The following is a 19,712-nucleotide window of genomic DNA, read 5'->3' as shown; positions in this document are numbered from 1 at the left end:
CGCCAAGCGCTTTAGAGCCTGATGCCGCCCGGTGGAAGCATCTTGGCGCGGATCATGCGCGGACGACCATATGCGCCCTATCCCCGGCGATAGATCAGCATCAGATTATTGGCCGGCATCGCCACCCGCCGGGAGCGTGCCAACCCGACATCGGCCGCAGCCCGGTCGACATCGGTCAGGGTTCGCAGGCCCCATTGCGGGTTGCGATCCTTCAGCGATCGGTCGAACGCCAGATTGGAGGGGGCGGTCGGCACATCATCCTCGACATAGGGGCCGTAGAGGATCAGCGGCGCGCCCGGCGCCAGCAATCGCGCGCCACGCGCCAGCAGCCCCAGCGTCGCCGCCCAGGGGCTGATATGCACCATGTTGATGCACAGGAGCGCGTCGGCCGCCTCGATCGGCCAGCCGGCACCCGCCGCGTCGAGCAGCAGCGGCGCGCGCAGATTGGGCAGATTAGCGTCTCCGCGCAGCGCCGCGATCGACGCCAGCGCGGCGGGATCGGGATCACTGGGCTGCCAATCGAGCGCGGGATAAGTGACAGCGAAGTGGACAGCATGTTCGCCACTACCGCTCGCCACTTCCAGCACCAGCCCGGCATCGGGCAGTTCGTCCCGCAGGACAGTCGCGATCGCATCGCGGTTGCGCAGCGTCGCGGGGGCATGGCGGCGCGGATCGGGGCCGTCGCCCTGCGGCGTCCAGGGTGCGGGGGCATCCTGTGTCATGGACAAATCCTTGTCTGTGGCCGGCCGATGCAAAAAGGGCGGTGGAGATCCTCCACCGCCCTCTGCTTCTGGCTTATTCGGCGGCGACCGCCAGGTCCGGTTCGGACCAGGTCAGCACCGGCTTGCGCGCCGCGAGGGTTTCGTCGAGGCGGCGGCGCGGGGCGTGGTAGGGCGCGCCCTTCAACGCCTCGTCCCCTGCCTTGGCCCGTTCGGCCAAGCTGCGCAGCGCCATGATGAACTGATCGAGCGCGGCCTTGCTTTCCGTCTCGGTCGGTTCGACCAGCATCGCACCATGGACGACCAGCGGGAAATACATGGTCATCGGGTGGAAGCCTTCGTCGATCAGCCCCTTGGCGATATCCAGCGTGGTGAAGCCTTCGGCCAGCCCCTTGTCGCTGAACAGTGCCTCATGCATGCACGGGCCGGCCGCACCAAAGGGCGCGTCGAGCACGTCATCCAGGCTGCGCAGGATATAGTTGGCGTTCAGTACCGCGTCGCTGGCGACCTGGCGCAGGCCATCGGCACCGTGGCTGAGGATATAGGTCAGCGCGCGGGTGAACATGCCCATCTGGCCATGGAAGGCGACCATGCGGCCAAAGGTCTGGGCGTGGTGATCCTCGGCCGTTTCCTCTTCGACCAGCACGAACTTGTCGCCCTGCTTTTCGACGAAGGGGAGTGGCGCGAAGGGCGTGAGCGCTTCGGATAGCACCACCGGACCCGAACCCGGACCACCGCCGCCATGGGGCGTGGAGAAGGTCTTGTGCAGGTTGATGTGCATCGCGTCGACGCCGAGGTCACCGGGGCGGACCCGACCGACGATGGCGTTGAAGTTCGCGCCGTCGCAATAGACGAAGGCCCCGGCGGCATGGACCGCGTCGGAGATGATCTTCATATCGCGCTCGAACAGGCCGCAGGTGTTGGGGTTGGTGATCATCACCGCCGCAACGTCCGGTCCCAGACGGGCCTTCAATGCCTGCAGGTCCACGCGGCCATCCGGGGTCGCGGGAATATCCTCGACCTTGTAGCCGCAGAAGGCGGCAGTGGCGGGGTTGGTGCCATGGGCGCTTTCGGGCACCAGGATGACGCTGCGCGCGTCGCCACGGGCTTCGAGCGCGGCGCGGATCGCCAGCAGGCCGCACAGTTCGCCATGGGCGCCCGCCTTGGGCGACATGGCGACCGAGTGCATGCCGGTCAGCGTCACCAGCCAGGCGGCCAGCTCATGGATGACGGCCAGCGCGCCCTGCACCGTCGACTGCGGCTGCAGCGGATGGATATCGGCGAAACCGGGCATCCGCGCGACCTTTTCGTTGAGGCGCGGATTGTGCTTCATGGTGCAGCTGCCGAGCGGGAACAGGCCAAGGTCGATGGCGTAGTTCTGGCGCGACAGGCGGGTGTAATGGCGCACCGTTTCCTGTTCCGACAGGCCGGGCAGGCCGATGCTGTCGGTGCGGGCGAGCGAACCGAGGCGGCTGGCCACCTTGGGCGCGTCGGCGAAATCAACGCCGGTGGTGTCGGTCGAACCGATCTCGAAGATCAGCTTTTCCTCCAGCATCAGCGCGCGGTTGCCGGTGGCGGTTGCGGGGGCCATATGCTCCTGCGCGACGGCCTGCGGGGTGGTCGGGCGACCTTCCTTCAACATGGTCATGCCAGTTCCTCCTCAAGCGCGGCGGCAAGGGTTTCGATATCCTCCGGCGTGACGGTTTCCGTCACGGCGACGACCAGGCCGTTGCCGATCTCCGGCGCGTCCGGGAACAGGCGGCCAAGCGAGACGCCGGCCAGCACGCCCTTGTCGGCGAGGTTGCGGACGACGTCGCGCGCATCCTTGGTCAGGACCAGCGTGAATTCGTTGAAGAAGCCGTCGTTGAGCAGGGTCACGCCCGGCACCTTGGCGAGGCGATCAGCAGCCTGAACCGCCAGGCCGTGATTCAGGGTCGCCAGCTCGCGCAGGCCCTTCTCGCCCAGCAGGGTCATGTGGATGCTGAACGCCAGCGCACACAGGCCGGAGTTGGTGCAGATGTTCGACGTCGCCTTTTCGCGGCGGATATGCTGCTCGCGGGTGGAAAGGGTCAGCACGAAGCCGCGCTTGCCGGCCGCGTCGACCGTCTCGCCGCACAGGCGGCCCGGCATCTGGCGGACATATTTCTGCTTGCAGCCGAACAGGCCCAGATAAGGACCACCGAACTGCAGGCCGACGCCGATCGACTGGCCTTCGCCCACGACGATGTCCGCGCCCATATGGCCCGGCGCCTTGATCGCGCCGAGAGCGACGGGTTCCGTCACCACGGCGACCAGCAGCGCGCCGGCGGCGTGCGCGGCGTCGGCCAGCGGGGTCAGGTCGGCGATGCGGCCGAGAATATCCGGGTACTGGACGACGACGCAGCTCGTATCCTTGTCGATCGATGCGATCAGCGCGTCGATATCGGTCGCGGCGTCCAGCGTCGGCGCCTGATGCACCAGCGCGTCGCCGGTAAACTTCGCCATGGTGTTGGCGACCGAGACATAATGCGGATGCAGGCCGGACGACAGCAGCGCCTTGCCGCGCTTGGTGATGCGGCGGGCCATGCCGATCGCTTCCCAGCAGGCGGTCGAGCCGTCATACATGGAGGCGTTGGCGACATCGACGCCCAGCAGGCGGGCGACCTGGGTCTGGAACTCGAACAGCACCTGCAGCGTGCCCTGCGCGATTTCCGGCTGATAGGGCGTGTAGGCGGTCAGGAACTCGCCGCGCTGGATCAGATGATCGACGCTGGCGGGAACATGATGCTTGTAGGCGCCGGCGCCCAGGAAGAAGGGCGCTTCCCCTGCCGACAGATTCTTGCGAGCGAGGGCGCCCATGTGGCGCTCGACCGCCAGTTCGCTGGCATGATCGGGCAGGCCGGCGATGGTGCCGCTCAGGCGGGCTTCGGCGGGCACGTCGATGAACAGATCATCGATCGTCTCGGCGCCGATGACGGACAGCATTTCCTGCCGGTCGGTGTCGGTAAGGGGTAGGTAGCGCATTTCATCTGTCTCCCCCCTCCCTATCAGGGAGGGGATGGGGGTGGGTCGCGAGCGGAGCGAGCGCTGCTCCGTGGCGATAGGGCGGACGCTCCCTGCGGTCGCGACCCACCCCTTCCCCCTCCCTTGAAAGGGAGGGGCTTATTTTGTCAGAGGCTCGCCACGAACTTCTTGTAGGCGGCTTCGTTCATCAGGCCTTCCAGCTCGCTCGCGTCGGCGATGCGCAGCTTGAAGAACCAGCCATCTTCCTCGGCATCGCTGTTGACCAGCGCCGGCTCGTCTTCCAGCGCGCCATTGGCTTCGACGACTTCGCCCGAGATCGGGGCATAGACGTCCGACGCGGCCTTGACCGATTCCACGACGGCGGCGTCGTCGCCCTTTTCGAAGGTCGTGCCTTCGGCGGGCAGTTCGACGAACACGATGTCGCCCAGCTGTTCCTGCGCATAGTCAGTGATGCCGACGGTGGCGATGTCGCCTGCAACGTCGATCCATTCATGTTCGTCGGTGAAATAGCGGCTCATGCTTGCTCTCCTCGAAAAGCGGTAATTCAGGCCTTGCGGCGATAACGATGCGGAACGAACGGCATCGGCGCAACCGCCGCTGCAATCCGCTTGCCGCGCACCTCGATCTCCAGCGCGGTGTCGAGCGCGGAATAAGGCAGGCTGACCCAGCCCATGGCGATCGGCGCACCCACGCTCGGCGCGAAGCCGCCCGAGGTGACTTCGCCCACCAGCACGTCGCCGGCATAGATTTGCGCGCCTTCGCGGGCCGGCAGGCGGCCTTCGATCTTCAGGCCGACACGCTTGGAACCGGGGCCATCGGCCAGTTCCTTCATCACGCGGGCATGGCCGATGAAGCCGCCTTCCTCGCGGCGGCGCTTCTGGATGGCAAAGCCCAGGTCCGCGCCGATCGTGCTGACGGCGGGCGACAGGTCATGGCCATAGAGCGGCAGGCCGGCTTCCAGACGCAGCGAGTCACGCGCGCCAAGGCCGATCGGCTTGACCTGCGGCAGTGCGCACAGCGCATCGGCCAGCAGCGCGACGGAATCGCCCGGCACGCTGATTTCAAAGCCATCCTCGCCGGTGTAGCCCGACCGGCTGATCCACAGCGGCACGCCGCGCCAGGTGAAGGGACCGGACTGCATGAAGATGAGGTCGGCGGTTTCGGGGATGAGCGCGGCCATCGCCTCGCCCGCTTCGGGGCCCTGCAGCGCCAGCAGCGCCTGGTCGGCCATATGGTTCATGGTGACGTCGTCGGGCAGATGTTCGATCATCCAGCCGATATCGTCATATTTGGTCGCGCCATTGACGACCATGTAGATCGCCGCGCCTTCGAACGCGCCGTCACCCGGACGCGAAACCATCAGGTCGTCGAGGATGCCGCCTTCCGCGTCCAGCAGCATCGAATAACGCTGGCGGAAGGGCTTCAATCCCTTGATGTCGCTGGGCAGCAGGGTTTCGAGCGCCGCGTCGACGCTGGTGCCGCCGGTCTCGTCGGAGAAGGTGAGCTGGCCCATATGGCTGACGTCGAACAGGCCGGCATGTTCGCGGGTCCAGCTATGTTCGGCCATGATGCCTTCATACTGGATCGGCATGTGATAGCCGGCGAAGCCGACCATGCGCGCGCCCTTGGCACGGTGCCAGGCGTCCAGCGGCAGGGCTTCGAGGGGCAGTTCTGCTTCGAGGGCGGCGACGTCGTCAGTGGCGGTCATGGCAAGACCTTTCCGTAGGAGGGATGCGGCGACAGGCCCGCGCAGCCGACGAATCGGCGCTTCCGGCATGCCACCCCCTCTGTCACGGAACCTGAGAGCTTTGACCAGCGGCTTGGGGCCGACTGGCTTACCCCTTCGGTGGGACGGCACGGGGCCATCCGCTTTCCAGAGTATCTACGCGCGATGCGGTCCTTTGGCCTGAGAGATTCCGGGGCGGTTGCTCCTTCGGCGACGGGCTCAAGCCTGAAAGGCGCCCATGCTCTCCCGCATCGTGCCCGCTGCCGAATCCTCGGCACCGGAGACGCCCCACGCATTTGCCCAAAGCGCGGGCGGCGTCAATCGGGCAAATTTCGGTATGATGCAGGTTACAGCCGGATCACCCCTCCTCGCGCGCCAGCCGCTGCGCCATAGCGCGGGCCGCTACCCGGCATTCGGAGAGCGCCGCATTGGCCGCTTCGTCCGAGAGGGTCAGCGCGGCAAAGCCGCCCTCCCCCTCGAACATCTCTAGGAAGCGGGTGACGCCGGCATAGTTGGAGTCCGCGACGGCACGCTGGATGAGGTCGATCCGATCCGCCCAGGGCCGCGCGCCCTGCGCCCGCAACAGGCGGGAAAGATCGTCAAGCTGGGCGGCAAAGGCCGCGATCTGGGGATGCAGTGTCATGGGCAGAGAGATAAAGCCCGCGCGACAACCGGACCAGCCGGCGGAACGCCAACGCAGCGTTTCCGTTGGCGGAGTTTGGGTGGGAACACGGCATAGCCCCTCCCTTCCAGGGAGGGGTTGGGGTGGGTGGCGAGCGTAGCGAGCTTCCGCCCTATCGACCGTAGACCGCCGCTACGCGGCGCACCCACCCCCGGCCCCTCCCTGGAAGGGAGGGGAGTAGGAAACGTCCGCTCCTGGTCGTCACCGGCCAGAGCCCTAATCGCCCTGCCCTTTCCTACTCCGGCTTTCTCTGATCTATCCTGCGCGATGAATCAGTCCCCTGCCCCTTCCGCCTTATCTCCCGCAAAGCCCCATCGGCGTCGTTTCGCTGTCGCCTCATTGTCGCGTCGGTGTCGCGCGGGAGAGGCGTCATAGGCGCGTCGACATGACCCAGGTGGCGCGTCGCAGGTGCGCGGGCCGTGCAAACACGCCAGAATGCGCGAGCAACGACGCTGTGAACTTTCAACTGTCGCGTCGGAGGCGGCCGCTCGCGCCTAGACCAGGGCCCCGCAAATTTCGGCATGGCGCTTTTCGGCATAGCGATCGGTCATGCCGGCGATGAAGTCGGCGATATGGCGGCTGCGGGTCGGTTCCTCCAGCGCGCATTCGTCGCGCCATTCGGGCGGCATCAGGGCGGGGTCGGCCAGATAGGCACGGAACAGGTCCATCACGATCACCCGCGCCCGATCGGCGGCGGCCAGTTGGTCGGGATGATGATAGAGGGTCGCATACATGAAGCGCTTCAACTCGCGTTCCTGCGCCGCCAGTTCGGGCGAGAAGGCGACCAGCGTGCGGCCCAGCGCGCGGACATCGGCGACCGTCTCGACGCCGGCGGCGGAGATATTGGCGCGCGTGGTGGTCAGCAAGTCATTGGCCATCACGCCGATCTGTTCGCGCACCAGTTCGCGCAGCAGCCGGTCGTGCGGCACGTCGGGATAGCGGGCCGTCACCCGGTCCCAGCAATGGCGCACCAGCGGCACCGTCAAAAGCTGTTCCAGGCTCAGCAGCCCGGCGCGCAGGCCATCGTCAATGTCGTGATTATCATAGGCGATGTCGTCCGACAGCGCCGCCAGCTGCGCCTCCAGCGAGGCATGGCTGGTGAGATCAAGCGGGAACAGCGCGTCCAGTTCGCGCATCGCCCAGCCCGGCCTGGTGACCGGGCCATTATGCTTGGCCAGCCCCTCCAGCATTTCCCAGCTGAGGTTCAGGCCACGAAAGTGCGGATAGGGCGAATCCAGCAGCATCAGCGTCCGCAGCGTGTGCGCATTATGATCGAAGCCGCCATGATCCTCCAGCGCCGCTTCCAGCGCATCCTCGCCGGCATGGCCGAAGGGCGGATGGCCGATATCATGGGCCAGGCACAGCGCCTCGGTCAGATCCTCGTTGAGGGCAAGCGTGCGGGCGATGGCCCGGCCGATCTGGGCCACCTCCAGGCTGTGGGTCATGCGCACGCGATAATGATCGCCGTCGGGCGACACGAACACCTGCGTTTTGTGCCGCAGCCGGCGGAAGGAGATCGAATGGATGATGCGGTCGCGGTCGCGCTGAAACACGTCGCGCGGGCCGCGCATCTCGCCGCCCGGTTCGGCATGGAGCCGTCCCCGGCTCTGGTCGGGCTGAGAGGCGTAGGATGCGAGCATCGTCATGCGAACCCCTTATTTGCTGCCCAGCTTTTCGACCACCTCGCCCGCGTCGCTCTGCCAGGCGAAGGCGTCGGCCCCAGCCTTTTTAAGGTCCGCCTCGACAGCCCTGGCACGGGTGAAGCTGGCAAAGGGACCGATCAGCAGGCGCGAGGTCTGGCCCCAGCTTGCGCTCCAGCCATCCTGCGGCGCGACCGCTTCATATTTGCCCTGCAAGCGCTTGAAGGTGAAGGCCAGCGCGCTCTTCTGCCCGGTGCCGATCTGCACCCAGTTGCGCGCGGGATTGGCGGCCAGCCGCTTCTTTTCCTCGGCTTCCTTCTTCGCCTTGGCATCGGCTTCCGCCTTGGCCTTGGCGGCAGCCGCCTTCTTCGCCTTGTCGGCTTCGGCCTGACGCGCAGCGGCGCGGCGGGCGGCCTGCAGCTTCTCGACCTCGGCCAGGTCGACCGCAACCACGTTCGAGCGGCGCTCGCTGTCGGGCACGTCGATGGCATGGATGATGTCGGCGAGGCTCCGGGCCGCCTCCGGCGCCGGCTGCGACGCGGCGCTGTCAGCCGGCGGCGTGAATACGGTGGCGACGGGCGCCGATGGCGTCGACGCAGGCGGCGTGCTCTGCGGCGCGGGCGGGGTCACGCTCGACGCCTGGGCAAGGGCGCTCGAATTGAGCTGCGAGGCGGTGCTTGGCTGACCAGTGGTCGGCGCCGGTGCAGTCGAGCGCGGCGCGCCGCCGTCCAGCGCGTCAAGGCCCGGCGCGGGCGGCCCCTGCACATCGGCCGATGCGCTGCGGACCGGGGCGGGGGTCGGCGCCGGGATTGGCGCGGGCGCCGTCGCCTGACCGGGCACCGGCTGCACCATCTCCGAACGGGCGCTCTGGCTAGGCATCGGCTGGACGACCGGCTGGCGTCCGCGCGTGTCGGCGGGCAGCGGCTGGACCGTTGCGGGCGCAGGCGTCGGCGTGGGGGCAGCAGGCTGCGTGGCTTGTGCGGCCATCGGCGTCCGGTTCTGAGTCGGCGCGGGCTGGCTGGCGGCAGGCTGGCTGGCAGTAGGCTGGCGGGCGCGGGACTGGCTAGAGGGGGGCGTGCCGAGCGGCGCGCGGGCCAGCGACGTGCCGCGCTGCCGGCCACTGCCGTTGCGGGTCGTGCGGCGATCCCCCTGGGCCGGCGCGGTCGACGCGGCGGCGGCGGGCGCGGCGTCGCGCGACGCCAGCTGGATGCCCGGCGCCGGCGGGGTCGGCACGATCGGCGTGATGCTGGTCGCGACCACCTGCGGAAAATGGCCAAAATGGACCGCAGCCGCCTTCTGCGCCGCCGTCAGATAGGGCATTTTCTGCATATAGGGGGTGATGGCGCTCGCCAGCTGGGCGGGCATGGTCTGGTCGACCACCTTCTTGGCCTCGGCCTGGCGGTTGTTCATCGCCAGGATGAAGGCATTATAGCGCCAGGCGGCCCGGTCGCTCTTGTAGAGCAGCGGCTGCAACACCTTGTCGGCGGCATCCACCTGCCCCGAAATACCGAGCGAGGCGGCGTAGCGACGCACCAGTTCGGCATCGTCCGGGGTGCGTTGCAGGGCGGCATGATAATCGCGCTGCGCCCCGGCCTGGTCGCCGGTCATGTCGCGCGCAAGGCCACGGTCGCCCTGGATGGTCGCTTCGGAATAGCCGGCACGGGTCGCCTGGTCGAACAGGCGCAGCGCTTCGGCCGGGTTCTGCATCTTCAGCATGACCCGGCCCAGGCCCGCCTTGGTGCGTCCATTATTGGGCTGGATCGCGTCGGCGCGGGCAAAGAAACCAGCGGCCGCGCGGGCATCGTCCAGCTCCAGCGCGGCTTCGCCCGCCCCCACCAACGCGTTGAAATCACGCGGATTGGTGGCCAGCTTCGCCAGATTATTGTTGAGGTCCGCGGCGCCCGAGGGCCGGACCAGATCGGCCTGGTCGGTTTGCGCCTGCGCAGCCGTGGCAAGAAGCAGGCTGCCGAGAATCCATAGATGAGATCGTGTCACATGGCTGCCTTAGCGGATCGCGGAAGCAATGGGAAATGACCTGCACAAAAAAGCGCGCCGGGTCGCCCGAAGCGACCGACGGCGCGCCTTTGGCAGGCCAATGCGGGCCTATGCCCGCACGCTGGCCTTACTGGTTGTTCTGGCGATTGAGGAAACGCGGGATATCCAGCCCCTGCGTGCCTTCCTCGACGCCCGGCGCCTTTTCGCCGCCACGGGTGAGGCCCGCCATACGCTCGAACAGCGTGCCACCGGTCGCAACGCGCGGCGCCGGCTGGGCTGGCTTGGGCGCTGCTTCCGGTGCGGTCGGTTCGGCCGCTTCGGCACCGAGCAGCAGTTCATCCTCCGACGGGTCTTCATCCGAGAACACAGCGGCCGGACGCGACGGCGCGAAGGCCGGCGGTGCCTTTTCGACAGCGGGTGCAGCGAGCGGCGCCGGAGCCGGCACTTCGGGCACGTCCAGTTCCAGCGCTTCGGATTCCGGCGCGGCGACCGGGGCCGGTGCGGCAGCAACCGGGGCCGGTGCAGCGACCGGTGCCGGACGCGGCGCGGACTGCGGCACGGCGACGGCCGGACGGCTGGCGAAGCTGAACGGCTGGGTCAGCGGGGCGGCCTGGCTGCCAACTTCATTGTCGATGCCGGTCGCGACGACCGACACGCGGATCTTGCCATTCAGATTGTCGTTGAAGGCGCTGCCCCAGATGATGTTCGCATCGGGATCGACCAGTTCGCGGATATGGTTGGCCGCTTCGTCGACTTCCATCAGGCGCATGTCGTCGCCACCGACGATCGACACGATCACGCCCTTGGCGCCGCGCATCGACACACCGTCGAGCAGCGGGTTGGCGATCGCCTTTTCCGCCGCCTGAAGCGCACGGCCGTCGCCTTCCGCTTCGCCGGTGCCCATCATCGCCTTGCCCATCTCGCCCATCACCGAACGGACGTCGGCAAAGTCGAGGTTGATGAGGCCCGGCATGATCATCAGGTCGGTGATCGAGCGCACGCCCTGCTGCAGCACCTCGTCCGCCATCTGGAACGCTTCCTTGAAGGTCGTGTTCGGGTTGGCGATCAGGAACAGATTCTGGTTCGGGATGACGATCAGCGTGTCGACATGCTTTTGCAACTCGTCGATGCCGCTTTCCGCCGACTTCATGCGGCGATTGCCCTCGAAGGTGAAGGGCTTGGTCACGACGCCGACGGTCAGGATGCCCTTTTCACGCGCCGCCTTGGCGATGACCGGGGCCGCACCGGTGCCGGTGCCGCCGCCCATGCCGGCGGTGATGAAGCACATATGGGCGCCTTCCAGCGCCTGTTCGACGGTGATGATGGTTTCTTCCGCAGCCGCGCGACCGATTTCAGGGCGCGAACCGGCACCCAGACCCTCGGTGATCTGCGGGCCAAGCTGGATGCGCCGTTCAGCCGGCGAGGCGTTCAACGCCTGCGCATCGGTGTTGGCGACGATGAAGTCCACGCCCTCGACGCTGGCCGCGATCATGTTCGCGATGGCATTACCGCCTGCACCGCCAACGCCTATCACCGCAATGCGTGGCTTCAATTCGTCCACATGCGGCGGGCTGATCTCGATGCTCATATACTTTGCTCCCTCAGCTTCCTCGTCAGGAAGTGACAACCGTCATCAATTGTTAACACCAGAAAATAGAGTATTTCACCTGCTATTTTCGTTTTCGTTCAAATTCGCTCAGTAATTCGTCCGCATCGCCCGCATCATGCGCTGCCACCATTGCGGGGCGCCCAGACGATGCACGGTTTGCGGCGCAGGCGCCATCGCCCTAAGATCAACCGGGTTTGAAGCGCCGTAAAGCGCCAATCCGGCCAAAGTAGCGAAGGCCGGGCCACTATGCGCTTCGGGCATGGCTGACAAGCCACGCGGGCGACCGACCCGCACCGCACGCCCCAGCGCACCTTGCGCATAGTCGGCAATGCCCTTCATCTCCGCGCCGCCACCGGTCAGCACGACCTGGCGCCCGGTGCTGTTGAAACCCATGCCGGCCAGCGCCGCATTCACTTCCGCCATGATCTGGTTCAGTCGTTCGCAGATGACGCCGACCAGCGCCGCGCGGGTGATCTTGCCGCCTTCCGCATTGGGACCGGCGCTCTGCCCCGGAATGGCGACATCGCCATGTGGCGTCGCGATCTCGATCATCTCGCGGAAGTCGCGCCGGTTCTGCATCGCCGAGCCATAGAAGCATTTGATCCGCTCCGCCTGGCTGCGGCGAATGCCGAAGGCCGAAGCGATATCGTCGGTGATGTCGGACGCGCCCATCGGGATCGAATGCAGCCCCACCAGCATGCCGCCGGCATAGAGCGAGACATTGGTGACCCCTGCCCCCATCTCGACCAGTGCCACGCCCAGGTCGCGCTCCTCTTCGGACAGGCAGGCAAGCCCGGTCGCGATCGGCGAAGCGACGATCGAATTGACGTTCAGATAGGCGCCACGGACGCACAGGTCGAGATTGGCGAGCGGCGCGCCATCCGCCAGCACGACATGGATGTCGACGCCCAGCAGATCGGCATGCATGCCAAGCGGCTTCTTCACCGGCACCTTGCCATTGATGGTGAAACAGGTCGGCTGCGCGTGCAGGATGATGCGGCCATCGGGGTCGATGCCCTGCTGGCCGGTGGTCAGCAGATCATCGATGTCCGGCTGCTCGACGCGATAGCCGCCCATGTCGCGCTCGACCGTGACGACGTCGCTGACCAGGCTGCCGCCCGAGAAGCTGACCCAGACATCCTCGATATTGGTGCCGGCGACACGCTCGGCCTGTTCCACCGTCTCGCGCACAGCCAGTTCGGTGCGCTCCATGTCGGCGATGAAGCCGCGGCGCACGCCCCGGCTCTCACGCTGGCCGGTGCCCAGGATCGCCAGCTCACCCGTATCGGTGCGCCCCGCAATCAGCGCGGACACCTTCCACGATCCGATATCGATCGCGGTGATGAGCTTTTCGACCTTGGGCTGTGCCATGACTTAGCCTTCCTCACCTGCGGCAGGCGCACTTGCGGTCTTTTCCGCCTTGGCGTCCGCCGCTGCCGGCTTATCGCTGGTCTGGCCCTGCGGCAGACGCAGCACGAAACGATCGGGATCACGCATGTCGAACTTGACGATGCCCCGGCCGAGCAGCCGGTTGACGCCATCCATGCGCGCGAAATTCACCAGCGCTGCCGCCGATGTCTGTTCGCCCTCAGGCAGCGACAGCGTCTCCCCAGACTGAAAGCGCAGATCCCAGCGACGGTTCCCGACCCAGGTTGCGCCAGCCAGCATCGGCTTCAAGGCAGGCGCGCTTTCCATCAGCTTGTTGAGGCCGGCGGTCTGGAGATTGGCATTGGGGCCGACCACCAGCGGCAGGTCGGGCATCGCCCCGGCCGACACCGATTGCAGCACCACGCCCGCCACGTCGATCAGATGCAGTTGCCCGTCATGCTGCCACACCGCGACCGGATCACGCTCGACGATATCGACGACCAGCGTGTCGGGCAGGCGGCGGGAAATGCGCGCATCCTTGACCCAGCCAAGCTTCAGCATTTCCTGTCGAACCTTGGGCAGGTCGAGCGAGAGCATCGAGCGATCGACCTGGCCGAGCGCGATATTATAGACCGGCATCTCGTCCATGCGCTCGACGCCGCGCACCTCGACCTTCTCCACCTCGAAACCGGCGCGCGCGGCCAGGCTTGCCGCCTGCTGGCGCGCCATGTCGGGCAGCCCCGCATAGATGGCGATGGCGATCGCTATGCCACCGAAGATCGCGAAGATGGCCCAGGTCGCCAGCTTCTGCAGCGTATCCTCGCTGATCGGCAGCAATTCGAGCAGCCGGTCGAAGGAGGATTGGCGCTTGAGCTGGCGGCCACGGCCCGATCCGGCCTTGGCGCGCACCTTGCCCCGCGCCGTGCTCAGCCGCGCCGTGCCGCCGCGCCGGATCCGTGCCTCAGCCATTGCCAGCCCCCATATTCGGCCCCCTCGTCAATGCTTCCTCGCAGATCCGCTCGACCAGCTCGGCATATTCGATGCCCAGCTTTTTCGCCTGTTCCGGCACCAGGCTCAAGGGGGTCATGCCCGGCTGGGTATTGACCTCCAGCAGGTAAAGCCCCTCGACGCCCTGGCTGTCGTCCCAGCGGAAGTCGGAGCGCGACGCCCCCTTGCAACCGAGCAGCTGATGCGCCTTGAGCGCGATCGCCTTGCATGCTTCGGTAATGTCGTCCGGTATCTCCGCCGGGCAGACATGTTCGGTCATGCCGTCGGTATATTTGGCATCGAAATCATAGAAGCCGCTCTTGGGGCGCAGTTCGGTGACGAGCAGCGCCTCATCGCCCAGCACGGCGGTGGTCAGTTCGCGCCCGCGAATATAGGGTTCGGCCAGAAGCTCGGGAAACTCCTGCCATGGGCCGACGCTGTCGCGCGCGATGGGATTGCCATAATTGCCCTCGGCCGTGACGATCGCCACGCCGACCGAGCTGCCCTCATTGACGGGCTTCAGAACATAGGGGCGCGGCAACGGATCGCCGGCATAGAGGCTCTCGCTCGTCACGATATGGCCGCCGGGCATGGGGATGCCGTGCGGCACCAGCGCCTGCTTGGTCAGTTGCTTGTCGATCGCGATGACCGAGGTGGCAAGGCCGCTATGGGTGTAGGTGAGGCCCATCAGGTCCATCATGCCCTGCACCGTACCATCCTCGCCCGGCACGCCATGCAGCGCGTTGAACACCACATCCGCCCTGGTCTCGGCCAGGCGCGCAGCGACGTCGCGATCCATGTCGATTCGCGTGACGTGATGCCCGCGCGATTCCAGCGCCTTGGCAACGCCCTCGCCGCTCGACAGCGACACCGGCCGCTCCGCCGACCAGCCGCCCATCAATACGGCGACATGCCAGGGACCACGGCTCATGCATTCTTTCCTTCAATCATCTGAACGCCGACACGCTGGATTTCCCATTCCAGCTCGACGCCGCTCTTTTCCTTGACGCGGCGGCGGACTTCCTCGCCCAGCGCTTCGATGTCGGCGCTGGTGGCGTCGCCGGTGTTGAGCAGGAAATTGGTGTGCTTCTCGCTCACCTGCGCGCCGCCCAGCGCGAGGCCGCGACAGCCCGCTTCATCGACCAGCGCCCAGGCCTTGTGCCCGTCCGGGTTCTTGAAGGTCGATCCGCCGGTCTTGCTGCGCAGCGGCTGACTTTCCTCGCGCGCGGTGGCGATGCGGTCCATTTCCGCCTGGATCGCGGCCGGTTCACCGGGTTCGCCGCGGAAGGTCGCCGACACGACAACCGCGCCGTCGACCATGTTGGAATGGCGATAGCTGTAATGGAGATCGCTGGCGAGCAAGGTCACCTGCTCGCCCGAGCGCAGCACCACGTCGCATTCGACCAATATGTCCGCGGTCTCGCGGCCATAGGCACCGCCATTCATCCGCACGAAGCCGCCGACCGTGCCGGGGATGGAGCGGAGAAATTCAAGACCGGCAATCCCGGCATCCCGCGCCGTCGAGGAGACGAGGATGCCCGACGCACCGCCGCCGCAGACCAGGGTGGTGGCGTCCAGCGCCTCCACCTTGGCGAAGGGCTTGCCCAGGCGCACGACCACGCCCGGCACGCCACCATCGCGAACGATCAGGTTGGAGCCGAGGCCGAGCGCCATCACCGGCATCGCCGGATCGAGCATCGCCAGGAAATCGGACAGATCGTCGGCGTCCTTGGGCTCGAACAGCCATTGCGCCGCCCCGCCCGCCTTGAACCAGACGAGCGGTGCCAGCGGCGCATCGGCCTTGAGCGCGCCGCGAACGGCCGGGAGAGAAGCCATCACCGTCAACCGCGCACGCCCCAGAGATTCATCCAGCTCTTCATCGCCTTCATGCCCGCCTCGCCGGCCTGATGCGCGGCCATGCCGGTCTGCACCTGCTTCTGCGCCGCCTCGACCATGTCGCGCGCGACTTCCACGCCCTGCATCTGCATGTCGATCATGCGCTTCTGCATTTCGAGGCCGACATTGAAGAGCTCGAACATCAGGCGGTTTCCTTGACCTTGGCCGTGACCGCAGCGGACAGGCCCGCCGCCCATTTGGTGATGTCGCCGGCGCCCAGGCAGATGATCATGTCGTCGGCCTGGACATCGGCGGCGATGACGCGGGCAAGATCGTCCGCATCGGCGACGGTGGCGGCGTTGCGATGGCCGCGACGCTTGAGCCCGGCGACCAGCGCCGCGCTGTCGACATCCTCGATCGGCTGTTCGCCGGCGGTATAGACCGGGGCGGCATAGACGATGTCGGCGTCGTTGAAGGCCTGCTGGAAATCATCCATCAGGTCGCGCAGACGGGTGAAGCGATGCGGCTGGACCACGGCGATCACCCGGCCCTTCGCGCCCTCACGCGCAGCGGCGAGCACCGCCTTGATCTCGACCGGATGGTGGCCATAATCGTCGATGACGGTGGCGACGCCTACGCCGGCCGGGATTTCGCCGACCTTAGTGAAGCGGCGCTTCACGCCGCCGAACTTGGCGAAGCCGGTCTGGATGGTCGCGTCATCAATGCCCATCTGCAACGCCACGCCGATCGCAGCCATGGCGTTCAGCACATTGTGGCGGCCGGGCATGGGCAGTTCGATCCCCTCGATCCGGCGGGTCGCGCCGTCGCGCTCGCGGATCTGGACGTCGAAGCGATTGCCGCCGGGCACCGGCTGGACATTCTCGCCGCGAATATCGGCCTGGGCGGAGAAGCCATAGGTGACGATGCGGCGGTCCTGCACGCGCGGCAGGATGGCCTGAACCTCGGGATGGTCGAGGCAGAGCATCGCCGCGCCATAGAAGGGCACATTCTCGACAAACTCGACAAAGGCGTCCTTCACCGCGTCGAAGCTGCCATAATGGTCGAGATGTTCGGGATCGATATTGGTCACGACCGCGATCGTGCCGTCGAGGCGCAGGAAGCTGCCGTCGCTCTCATCGGCTTCCACGACCATCCAGTCGCTGTTGCCCAGGCGCGCGTTGGAGCCATAGCTGTTGATGATGCCGCCATTGATGACGGTCGGATCGACCCCGCCCGCGTCCAGCAGCGCCGCGACCATCGATGTGGTCGTGGTCTTGCCATGGGTGCCGGCGATGGCGACCGTGGACTTCAAACGCATCAGTTCGGCCAGCATTTCGGCGCGGCGGATCACCGGCACGCGATTTTCCAGCGCCAGCTCGACTTCCGGATTGCCCCGCTTGATCGCGGTCGAGGTGACGACCACGGCGGCATCGCCCAGATTTTCGGCCTTGTGGCCGATCATCACCTTGATGCCCTTGGCGCGCAGCCCTTCCACGACATAGCCTTCGGCGACGTCGGATCCTTGAACCTTGTAGCCCAGATTATGCATGACTTCGGCGATACCGGACATGCCGATGCCGCCAATGCCGATGAAATGGATCGTGCCGATGTCGGTGCCGACACCCTTCATGCCTGATATTCCTTGTTCCAATATCCGTTCGCCCTGAGCGAAATCGAAGGGCCCAGCAGAGCCGCAGGCGAAGCGGCTTCGCTCCGCTCAGCAGAGGGCTTCGACAGGCTCAGCCCGAACGGGAAGAGATGTATGCGGGTCATGCAGGGACGCCCTGCAAATTGAGCGTGGTCGGCGTGGGGCCGACGCGAAGCGGCTCATTCATGATCGGCGCGGGGCCGATGCTTTCGAGCAGGTCTGCCATGTCGCGCGCCGCATCCGGGCGGCCACAGGCACGGGCGCGCTTGGCGGCATTTTGCAGGGCGCCGGGTTCCAGCGCCATCTTCTGCATCTGCTTGGCCAGCTCCACCGCGGTAAAGCGCGACTGGGGAATGGTGCGGGCGCCACCGGCCTCGGTCATCTCGCGCGCATTGGCGGTCTGATGATCGTCCATGGCGCTGGGCAGCGGCACCAGGATGGCAGGACGGCCGGCACAGGTCAGCTCGGCCAGGGTCGATGCCCCTGCCCGCGCGATCATCAGGTGCGACCAGCCCAGCTTTTCGGGCACGTCGTTGAAATAGGTGGCGAGATCGGCCGGGATTTCCATCTCGGCATAGGTGGCGCGAACCCGCTCGATATCCTCGGCGCGACACTGCTGCGTCACCTGAAGGCGGCGACGCAGCGCGATCGGCAGCATCGACAGCCCTTCGGGCACGACGCTCGACAGGATGCTCGCCCCCTGGCTGCCGCCGATCACCAGCACGCGGAACACGCTCTCGTCGGTCAGCGCGGGAAATTCCTCGTCGCGCAGCGCCTTCACTTCCTCGCGCACCGGATTGCCGACCAGATGCACCTTGCCGGCATATTTGTCCTTGAGGCGCTCGACCACCGGATAGGCGGAGGCGATGGCGTCGACCCGGCCGGCGAGCAGGCGGTTGACCCGGCCCAGCACCGCATTCTGTTCGTGGATCGCGGTCGGGATGCCGTCGGCCAGCGCGCCAAGCAAAGCAGGCATGGCGGGATAGCCGCCAAAGCCGACCACGGCAGTCGGCTTGAACGTGTCGTTGAGCCGCCGGGCCATCGCCCGGCCGGCCAGGATCGCCTTCAGGGCGCCGGGCCAGCTCGCCGGATTCTTGGTCATGCGGCCCGCCGGCATAACATGGACCTGCGCCTTGTCGAAGATGCCGGGGATCTTGGCGCCGCGTTCATCGGTGACGAGGGCGACATGATGGCCGCGCGCCATCAGCTCCTCTGCCACCGCATGCGCGGGAATCATGTGACCACCCGTCCCGCCGGCGGCGAGGACGAAGTGACGGGAAATGCTCATCGACCACTCCATTTGACGACCGTGTGCCGACCCATGAAGGGGTTGCGCCGCGTGAATGCGAGCAGCAGGCCGACGCCGGTACAAAGCGCGAGCATAGAGGAGCCACCGTAGCTGATAAAGGGCAGCGTCATGCCCTTTGACGGAAAAATCTGCGCATTGACGCCCATATTGATGATCGCCTGCAGCCCGAACTGGGTGGTGAGGCCGGCGGCGGCGAGGATGGTGAAATTATCCTCCTCGTCCAGCAGGCGCAGCAGCACGCGCACGACGATCGCCAGATAGACGCAGGCGATGGCGATGCAGGCGAGCAGGCCGAACTCCTCGCCGATCACCGAGAAGATATAGTCGGTATGGGCTTCGGGCAGGCGGAACTTGTTCTGGCCGCCGCCCGGCCCGACGCCGGTGAAGCCGCCATGGGTGATGGTGCGGAAGGCCAGGTCCGTCTGGTCCGGGCCGGTGTCCATCTGGACGCCGATGCCGAGGAAGTCGTTGATGCGCTGGCGGCCATTTTCATAGAACATGTAGACCGCGACAAGCCCCGCCAGCGCCAGCCCGCCCAGCATGGCGATCCAGCGCATTTCGAGGCCCGACAGCATCAGCAGCACGCCCCAGCAGGCAAGGAAGATGACCGTCTGGCCAAAATCCGGCTGTTTCATCAGGATCGCGGCGATCAGCAGCGTCATCGCGCCGGTGAGCGGCATCACCGGCAGGCTCTGGTCCTTGGTGCGCAACGACAGCAGCCAGGCCAGCGTCACGACATAGACCGGCTTCAGAAATTCCGAGGGCTGGAAGCGGAAGCCCGGCAGGTCGATCCAGCGCTTGGCGCCGTTCACGGTGGAACCCAGCAGCGGCACGAACAGCAGCATCAGGAAGAAGAAGACAGCCAGGAAGATCGCCAGCCGCCGCGCCTGCGGCCGGGGCAGCATGGAGATGACCAGCATGACCGGCAGGCCGATGAACACCCACATCAGCTGGCGATAGAAATAGATCAGCGGATTGACCGCCACCTGCGCGGTCGACCGATCGATCGCGGCCACCGGCGATGCGGCGGCCACGGCGACCAGCCCGATGGCCATCAGCGCGACGATCAGCGACAGCAGCACCCGGTCGATTTCCCAGAACCAGATGGCCAGCGCGGTACGCTCGCGCGGCACGGTGCGGGTCTTGAAGCCCTTCACCAGTTCGCCCGCCCTGAACATGCCTTTCCGTCC

Annotated in this window: 17 protein-coding genes and 1 riboswitch; all 17 genes read right to left on the bottom strand. The window is 66.5% G+C overall.

Annotation, left to right across the window (positions count from 1 at the left end; translation table 11 throughout):
• Positions 1 to 77: 77 nt before the first annotated feature.
• Complete coding sequence (locus N6H05_RS12170) at positions 78 to 722, bottom strand: DUF938 domain-containing protein (protein WP_284114061.1); 645 nt, start codon at positions 720 to 722, stop codon at positions 78 to 80.
• A 73-nt stretch (positions 723 to 795) separates the two neighbouring features.
• Positions 796 to 2,367, bottom strand: coding sequence for an aminomethyl-transferring glycine dehydrogenase subunit GcvPB (gcvPB, locus tag N6H05_RS12165; RefSeq protein ID WP_284114060.1), 1,572 nt, complete (start codon positions 2,365 to 2,367; stop codon positions 796 to 798).
• Positions 2,364 to 3,722 (bottom strand): aminomethyl-transferring glycine dehydrogenase subunit GcvPA, encoded by a 1,359-nt coding sequence (gcvPA, locus tag N6H05_RS12160; protein WP_069337091.1) that lies wholly within the window; start codon positions 3,720 to 3,722, stop codon positions 2,364 to 2,366. Before gcvPA ends, gcvPB begins: the two co-directional genes overlap by 4 nt.
• 146 nt (positions 3,723 to 3,868) lie before the next feature.
• A complete protein-coding gene (gene gcvH, locus N6H05_RS12155; protein WP_004207946.1) occupies positions 3,869 to 4,240 on the bottom strand; it encodes a glycine cleavage system protein GcvH in 372 nt (123 codons plus the stop codon).
• 26 nt (positions 4,241 to 4,266) lie between these two features.
• Positions 4,267 to 5,430: a glycine cleavage system aminomethyltransferase GcvT gene (gcvT, locus tag N6H05_RS12150; RefSeq protein WP_284114059.1), complete on the bottom strand. Its 1,164-nt coding sequence runs from the start codon at positions 5,428 to 5,430 to the stop codon at positions 4,267 to 4,269.
• 176 nt (positions 5,431 to 5,606) lie between these two features.
• A riboswitch (glycine riboswitch) is annotated at positions 5,607 to 5,707 on the bottom strand.
• Positions 5,708 to 5,806: 99 nt separating this feature from the next.
• Entirely contained in the window at positions 5,807 to 6,091 is a 285-nt protein-coding gene (locus N6H05_RS12145; RefSeq protein ID WP_284114058.1) for a hypothetical protein, read from the bottom strand.
• Positions 6,092 to 6,624: 533 nt separating this feature from the next.
• Positions 6,625 to 7,776: a deoxyguanosinetriphosphate triphosphohydrolase gene (locus tag N6H05_RS12140; protein ID WP_284114057.1), complete on the bottom strand. Its 1,152-nt coding sequence runs from the start codon at positions 7,774 to 7,776 to the stop codon at positions 6,625 to 6,627.
• Between the two features lie 9 nt (positions 7,777 to 7,785).
• Entirely contained in the window at positions 7,786 to 9,765 is a 1,980-nt protein-coding gene (locus tag N6H05_RS12135; RefSeq protein ID WP_284114056.1) for a tetratricopeptide repeat protein, read from the bottom strand.
• Between the two features lie 127 nt (positions 9,766 to 9,892).
• Entirely contained in the window at positions 9,893 to 11,353 is a 1,461-nt protein-coding gene (gene ftsZ / locus N6H05_RS12130; RefSeq protein WP_284114054.1) for a cell division protein FtsZ, read from the bottom strand.
• 108 nt (positions 11,354 to 11,461) lie between these two features.
• Positions 11,462 to 12,745: a cell division protein FtsA gene (gene ftsA / locus N6H05_RS12125; protein WP_004207952.1), complete on the bottom strand. Its 1,284-nt coding sequence runs from the start codon at positions 12,743 to 12,745 to the stop codon at positions 11,462 to 11,464.
• Positions 12,746 to 12,748: 3 nt separating this feature from the next.
• Positions 12,749 to 13,711, bottom strand: coding sequence for a cell division protein FtsQ/DivIB (locus N6H05_RS12120; RefSeq protein WP_004207953.1), 963 nt, complete (start codon positions 13,709 to 13,711; stop codon positions 12,749 to 12,751).
• Complete coding sequence (locus N6H05_RS12115) at positions 13,704 to 14,660, bottom strand: D-alanine--D-alanine ligase (protein WP_284114053.1); 957 nt, start codon at positions 14,658 to 14,660, stop codon at positions 13,704 to 13,706. The genes N6H05_RS12120 and N6H05_RS12115 overlap by 8 nt, the downstream gene beginning before the upstream one ends.
• The gene (murB, locus tag N6H05_RS12110; RefSeq protein WP_284114052.1) at positions 14,657 to 15,565 is read right to left on the bottom strand and encodes a UDP-N-acetylmuramate dehydrogenase; all 909 of its coding nucleotides are present in this window, start codon (positions 15,563 to 15,565) and stop codon (positions 14,657 to 14,659) included. The genes N6H05_RS12115 and murB overlap by 4 nt, the downstream gene beginning before the upstream one ends.
• A gap of 5 nt (positions 15,566 to 15,570) precedes the next feature.
• Positions 15,571 to 15,768 carry a hypothetical protein gene (locus N6H05_RS12105; RefSeq protein WP_004207957.1) on the bottom strand — a complete coding sequence of 66 codons (198 nt, stop codon included), beginning with the start codon at positions 15,766 to 15,768 and terminating at the stop codon, positions 15,571 to 15,573.
• Positions 15,768 to 17,195 (bottom strand): UDP-N-acetylmuramate--L-alanine ligase, encoded by a 1,428-nt coding sequence (murC, locus tag N6H05_RS12100; protein ID WP_284114051.1) that lies wholly within the window; start codon positions 17,193 to 17,195, stop codon positions 15,768 to 15,770. The genes N6H05_RS12105 and murC overlap by 1 nt, the downstream gene beginning before the upstream one ends.
• A 139-nt stretch (positions 17,196 to 17,334) precedes the next feature.
• Positions 17,335 to 18,501, bottom strand: coding sequence for an undecaprenyldiphospho-muramoylpentapeptide beta-N-acetylglucosaminyltransferase (murG, locus tag N6H05_RS12095; protein ID WP_284114050.1), 1,167 nt, complete (start codon positions 18,499 to 18,501; stop codon positions 17,335 to 17,337).
• Entirely contained in the window at positions 18,498 to 19,700 is a 1,203-nt protein-coding gene (locus N6H05_RS12090) for an FtsW/RodA/SpoVE family cell cycle protein (protein WP_284114049.1), read from the bottom strand. Before N6H05_RS12090 ends, murG begins: the two co-directional genes overlap by 4 nt.
• Between the last annotated feature and the right edge of the window lie 12 nt (positions 19,701 to 19,712).

Origin of the sequence: Sphingobium sp. WTD-1, from assembly GCF_030128825.1 — a bacterium.
In the GTDB taxonomy this organism is placed as follows: Bacteria; Pseudomonadota; Alphaproteobacteria; order Sphingomonadales; family Sphingomonadaceae; genus Sphingobium.
This window is presented reverse-complemented; position numbering and strand designations above follow the sequence as displayed.